Genomic DNA, 4,738 nt, shown 5'->3' with positions numbered 1-4,738 from the left:
GACCACCCGAGCGATCCGGGACGCACCCGAACACGCCATCTGGATCTGGGGCATCACCGACAGCCCGCTCCTACCGGGAACTTGAAGCCGCCCTGCTGCCCCCAGACGAGCATGTCCACCAGTGCCGGTCGAGATCCGAGGCTGGAATCCTGCCATTCGTTCATCGAGTCATAGGCGTCACTCGGCAGACGCCCCACCGTCAGTGGTGCAGACGGTTCCCCCGGCCGTGGAATCGACACGAAGAGGCTGTCCTCCAAGGATCCCGCTCCCAGGAGGGTGACGAACCCCCGGTAATCGGCCGGGAAAGATGCCAGGCCCAGTTCCGCGACCGCCGCCTCCCAGTCGACAACATCCCCGGCCTCTCCCTCCTCGTGGAGCAGGGAAACGACCCCTCGCAGCTGCCTCAGCATGTCGTTCACGGTACGTGCCCCACTCTGTATCTCTGGCCCTGCGTTCCCATGGTGTGGCCCCAGTCGGCACAGGCTTCTGAACTTGAACTCGTGATATCGGCTTGGCAGGCCCCAAGCGGTGCTGGACAGCTCTGGCGGGTTGGACGCCATTGGGTGCAGATCTTCTGAGGGTGCCTCGTTGGGGTGATTCGCTACTCGTGCCGGTTCAACCGGCACGAGTAGCAGCGGCGGCGAGGTCGCATCACGCGACGGCGGTCCCCTCGAGCTCGACCATCTGGCCGGGGATCGCCAGCCGTGCCACCCCGAGCATCGTGGTGGTCGGTGCCACTCCGGCGGCGCCCAACCGCGACGCCAGCACGCCGTAGTGCGGGAACAGCAGATCGACGTCGGTGGTGTAGACGTTGAGCCGGACGAGGTTCGCGAGGGACATGCCGGCCTCGCCGAGCACGGCCTCCAGGTTGTCGAGGCTCAGCGCCAACTGTGCGGCCATGTCGCCGTCATGCTGGGGCTTGCCGTCGCCGCTCATCGCGGTCTGTCCGGAGCAGTAGAGGGTCCGGGTGTGCCCGGAGACGATTTCGCCCTGGTTGAATCCCATCTCCACCGACCACGTCACCGGGTTGACTGCCGTTCGTTCCACTGCCACTTCAGCTCCATTCGATTCATGGGGAGTACGTACGTCCATGGGCGCGGTAGCCGCCATCGTTGACGTCGATGCTCACGAGCCTTCCAACAAATCACGACACCCTTGGTCATGTATTCGATACGGTTCTCGTATGCGCGCCGATCGGCTGGTCTCGCTGGTACTGCTGCTGCGTCAGCGCGGTCGGCTGACTGCGGACACGCTGGCACGCGAGTTGGAGGTATCCACCCGTACCGTGCTGCGCGACATCGAGGCGCTGTCCGCAGCCGGCGTCCCGGTCTACGCCGAACGCGGCCGACACGGCGGGTTCGCGTTGTTGCCCGGTTTCCGGACCGAGCTCACCGGACTGAACCACGACGAGGCCCTCGCCTTGCTGACCGCCGGATCGGGGCGCGGCGAGCAGGCGTTCGGCCTCGGCTCGGCGCTCGCTTCAGCCATGCGCAAGGTGGTTGACGCGCTGCCCGACAGCCATCGGGCCAGCGCGAGCGACGCGGCCGAGCGATTTCTCGTCGAGCCGGAGACCGACCTGCTGTCACGCCGGCTGGTCACTGAGGAGGTGCCGGACACGACAATGATCGAGATCCGGCGCGCGGTGCTCGCCGGACACAAACTGCGCATCCACTACGCGGCCACGGACCAGACACCACAGTGGCGCACGGTGGACCCGATCGGCCTGGTCACCGTACGCGACCGGGGCTACTTGCTGGCCACGAGATCGGGCGCGGACCGCACCTACCGGCTGTCGCGGGTCCTGGCCGCCGAGGAACTCCCCGAACCGGCACAGCGACCCAACCGGGTGGATCTGGACCGGGTCTGGCGGGAACGCTGCGCGCAGTTTCTGTCCAGCGACCATATTGCCGTGCTGATACGGGTGAACCCGGAGCGACGGGAGGACCTGCTGAGCATCGCGGTAGCCGTTCGCGCCGCAGAACCCGACGCAGACGGCTGGCTGCGGCTGGAGGCGACGTTCCAAGATTTACGGCACGCCGAGTGGGCGCTGTGGCAGCTCAGCACGGACGCGGAAGCCTTGACCCCGGGGTCGTTGCGCACCTCCCTGCGCAACCGCGCCGCCGCGGTTGCCACCCGCTACGGTGACCCATCCTGAGAGTTGGTCAGGGCGCGCATCGAAAGTGGTTCTTGGATGCGCGATGATCTCGGTTGGGTGCAGATCCGATGAGGGTGCTGTCGATCAGGTGGTGGGTATGACCTGGTCGCGGTAGCGCGTCTGGGGGTTGCGGTTGAACTCCTGCTGCTGGTGCCACGCCCAGTAGGCGTCGAAGTCGCCGTTGGCGCGGACGGCACGCAGCTTGAGCACGGCTTCGGCTCCGGACAGGCCCCAGCGGGCGCCGGTGATGTCCAGGCGGTCTTTGACCAGGTGTCGGCATGCTCCCTCGATGATTCCGGTGGCGATCGGCCAGCCGCGTTCAAGGGCGGTGTGGTAGCGCAGGTGCTCGGCCTTGCCGGACAGGTAGTTCACGGCCTCGTCGATGCCCTTGCGCTGGGCGCCACGCAGTCCGGCCGCGCGGGCGGCTTCCTCGAGTGCGGCCGCGGTCTGCTGCACGCCGCCGCCCAGCAGGACGCGGGCGTGACGGGCGACCCAGTTCTCGGCGGAGGCATCGCCGCTATCGTGCGGGCACCATGCCGCTCGCCACAGATATTCGAGCACGTGGATCAGGTCGACGATGATGTGGACGTCCACACCGCGCTGCTGTGCTTCGGCCTTGATGAGGTCGATCTGATGGCGGGCCCCGTCGACCAGGACGACCCAGGGACGGCGGTGCCCGGGGTCGCGGTGCTCGGCCTGGTCGAACACGGCGGCCACCACCTGCGCGGCGGTGTCGTTCACCGAGCCGCACAACCACTTCGACCGGGCCTTCGGCCCCTGGCGGCGCTCGGGCGCCGCGCCGTGGGCGGCGTCGTCTTGCCGGTCGGGGTCGGCGATGATGTCGTCGGCTGTGCGCGGCGCGGGTTCGGCATCGTAGACGGCTCCCAGGGTGGCCATCCGTTTCCTGCCGTGTTTCTCCCCCGACGCCAGCCGGGTCTTCATCGCGTTGCCACCCTTGGCGGCCGCGGCCTTGGCGGTGTCCTCACGCAGCGCTTCGGGTCTTATCACCACGCCCTTGCCGTCGACCGACAAGATCAGTGGCGTGGTGTCGGTGCAGGGGCGGGTACCAGGGCGTCGTAGAACGCGTCGATGCCCGCTGCGGCGCTGACAGCGAGTTCCTGGACCTGCCGGTGCCCGATGCCGGAGCCGGTATGGGCGTTGATCCGCTCGCAGGCGTCGGCGAAGCTGCCGCGGGCGGACTCGATCGCGGCGAGCCTGGCCAGCCCGTGCGAGTGCATTCCATCCGGAAGGTTCAGCACCGCGTCGGCCGGGTGCAGGTCCGCCACGCCGGTGCCGCGGTAGGCGATCCGGACCACGGTGACCTTGCCGAACACCGTGGCCAGCCTCCGGTGTCGGTCCCGCTCGATCCGGGAGCGCTCGACACCGGCGGCGTCCACGACCTCCTGCCGACGCACCTCGTCCCTGGCCCGCAGCGTCAGGTGGTCCTGGAACAACTGCCGGGTGACCTCGCGCATCCGTGCTCCCAGCAGATCCTCCAATTGCGCGTGCGTCATCACCGCCGCCTCCGGGGCCGCCAGCTCCGCACACGCCGAAGCGAACAGACCCGCCGAGGCGGCGAAGGCGTCCTCACACTCCACGAGCACACCCCTGGCCGGCCCCACCACGCTCACCACCCCTGCTTCCTGCCGTCGACCTCGAACAGCCCGGACGAAGGCTCGGCCAGGATCCCGCGCTCCACGAGCCGCTTCAGCTTCGAGCGCATCCCCTCGACATGCCGCGGCTCGGTCCCCAGACCCAGGTGCCGGCAGACCTCTTTGCAGCGCATCGCCGCCCCCGAGGTCGCGAACAAGGCGATGATCTCCCGGTATTCCGGCGACATCACCGTCACGTCCAGCTCTGCCTCGGCCTTCACCAGCGCCACGGCTACTCCGCCGGCACCCCCGCCCGTGGCGTCCGTGCCCGGCACCAACGAAGACGGTGCGGCCAGCACCTCCTCCACCGTCTCCCGCGCGATCTGCAACCGCGACAGCCGCTCCTCTGCCCGCGACAACTCCTCGGACAGACCAGCGATCTGCTCACGCAGCCGCTCGGCCTGGCCCAGCACCTCAGCCCGCCTGGCCTCCAACTCCTCCATCAACGACGGCACACCACACCCACCCTCGCTCAGCACCCCCGCGCCTCACGGCGGGCTCGACCCCAGCGACGGTAAAAGTCGGCACAACCGGCCACACCCCGAACCTCTGCGAATCACCCCAACGAGGCACCCTCAGAAGATCTGCACCCGACGCCATTCGTAGGTCATGGGGCCGTCTCCACGACTTCGCTGGGCCAGATCTACCGGACCCGCTCCAGCAGTTCGCGATGCTCGTCATCCAAGCCTCCGGCGGCTGGACCCACGGCGTGCGCTGAGCCGGTGGGAAACCTTGATCGCCACGACCAGGGAGCGGTCTTCTTGTATGTGGAGGACCAGGCTCAGACCGCGATCCCCACCGATGATCGCGCCCGTATCGAGGGCGGGCTCGCACCACAGGGCGGCTTCAAGTTCCCGGTAGGAGCGGGCTGTCGGTGATGCCCCAGATCCAGATGGCGTGTTCGGGTGCGTCCCGGATCGCTCGGGTGGTC

The 4,738-nt window shown here is 68.4% G+C and carries 6 protein-coding genes; 1 reads left to right on the top strand and 5 read right to left on the bottom strand.

The features are described from left to right. Window positions 1-53 precede the first annotated feature (53 nt). Together AB0J04_RS45350 and AB0J04_RS45345 are read right to left on the bottom strand one after the other, a co-directional pair. Window positions 54-419 (bottom strand): hypothetical protein, encoded by a 366-nt coding sequence (locus tag AB0J04_RS45350; protein WP_363174591.1) that lies wholly within the window; start codon window positions 417-419, stop codon window positions 54-56. A gap of 232 nt (window positions 420-651) precedes the next feature. Further along, window positions 652-1,047 carry a RidA family protein gene (locus AB0J04_RS45345; RefSeq protein WP_363174590.1) on the bottom strand — a complete coding sequence of 132 codons (396 nt, stop codon included), beginning with the start codon at window positions 1,045-1,047 and terminating at the stop codon, window positions 652-654. 136 nt (window positions 1,048-1,183) lie between these two features. Between AB0J04_RS45345 and AB0J04_RS45340 the strand changes: the two genes are divergently transcribed. Further along, complete coding sequence (locus AB0J04_RS45340; protein WP_363174588.1) at window positions 1,184-2,155, top strand: WYL domain-containing protein; 972 nt, start codon at window positions 1,184-1,186, stop codon at window positions 2,153-2,155. Between the two features lie 84 nt (window positions 2,156-2,239). Here AB0J04_RS45340 and AB0J04_RS45335 read toward each other — a convergent pair whose 3' ends face one another. Genes AB0J04_RS45335 through AB0J04_RS45325 form a run of 3 tightly spaced genes read right to left on the bottom strand, consistent with a single transcriptional unit; the run spans window position 2,240 to window position 4,250 of the window. Further along, window positions 2,240-3,187, bottom strand: coding sequence for an ISKra4 family transposase (locus AB0J04_RS45335; protein WP_363174587.1), 948 nt, complete (start codon window positions 3,185-3,187; stop codon window positions 2,240-2,242). Window positions 3,188-3,189: 2 nt separating this feature from the next. After that, window positions 3,190-3,786, bottom strand: a complete 597-nt coding sequence (locus tag AB0J04_RS45330; RefSeq protein ID WP_363174586.1) for a hypothetical protein — start codon at window positions 3,784-3,786, stop codon at window positions 3,190-3,192. After that, on the bottom strand, window positions 3,783-4,250 hold the full coding sequence (locus AB0J04_RS45325; RefSeq protein ID WP_363174584.1) for a hypothetical protein: 468 nt from the start codon (window positions 4,248-4,250) through the stop codon (window positions 3,783-3,785). The genes AB0J04_RS45330 and AB0J04_RS45325 overlap by 4 nt, the downstream gene beginning before the upstream one ends. Between the last annotated feature and the right edge of the window lie 488 nt (window positions 4,251-4,738).

Source organism: Streptomyces sp. NPDC050263, assembly GCF_040655955.1.
Lineage (GTDB): Bacteria > Actinomycetota > Actinomycetes > Streptomycetales > Streptomycetaceae > Streptomyces.
The sequence above is the reverse complement of the archived record's forward strand: the minus strand, read 5'-3'. Positions and strand labels throughout refer to the sequence as shown.